This window comes from Streptomyces composti (assembly GCF_012034205.1).
Lineage (GTDB): Bacteria > Actinomycetota > Actinomycetes > Streptomycetales > Streptomycetaceae > Streptomyces > Streptomyces composti.
Genome location: NZ_JAATEM010000091.1, coordinates 1 through 505 on the forward strand (window position 1 = coordinate 1; position 505 = coordinate 505).

1 protein-coding gene is annotated in these 505 nt (G+C 65.5%); it reads right to left on the reverse strand.

Going from position 1 to position 505, the window contains the following annotated elements; genetic code table 11:
* A partial coding sequence (locus tag HCJ93_RS29065; RefSeq protein ID WP_309141541.1) for a type ISP restriction/modification enzyme occupies positions 1–481 on the reverse strand: 481 nt, incomplete at its 3' end.
* Positions 482–505: the final 24 nt, after the last annotated feature.

The window sequence follows — 505 nt, forward strand, 5'->3', positions numbered from 1 at the left end:
GAGGGTGGCGGTAGAGAGGGGCGACGCGGCCGCCTTCGGTGCCTTTGAAGTGGTGCATGTCGGGCAGCAGGGCAGTGAAACTCACCGCTGGCCCCGGACGGCCTGATTCCGTGTGGAGTTCGGATAGGTAGATCTGACGCTGGTCGTTGTGGGCGAACCACAAGGCCGGTCGCGGAAAGTCGATCACTCGCCTGTCCGCGATGATGTACTGCCTGTCGAAGGTCATCCGGCCGTAGGGAACAGTGACCGGCAACGTCTCCTTCTCCGCGGCAAGGCTTTCCATTTCCTGCTGCCCGGGCAGTGGCGGTTCCGGCTTATCCGGACGGCGGTCTCTGGTGGTTTTCAGCAGTGCGGCCTTGTCCTCCGCTGGGGCTTGGACGAGCCTGCGCCACCGGCTCTCCAGGACGTCCCGGCTGGGGGAGACGGGCCAGCTGCGGTTGTTCTTGTTGCCGGAGCTCGTCCAGGGCAGCAGGGCGTCCACCGGTGGCATTGCCGACCACTGAGG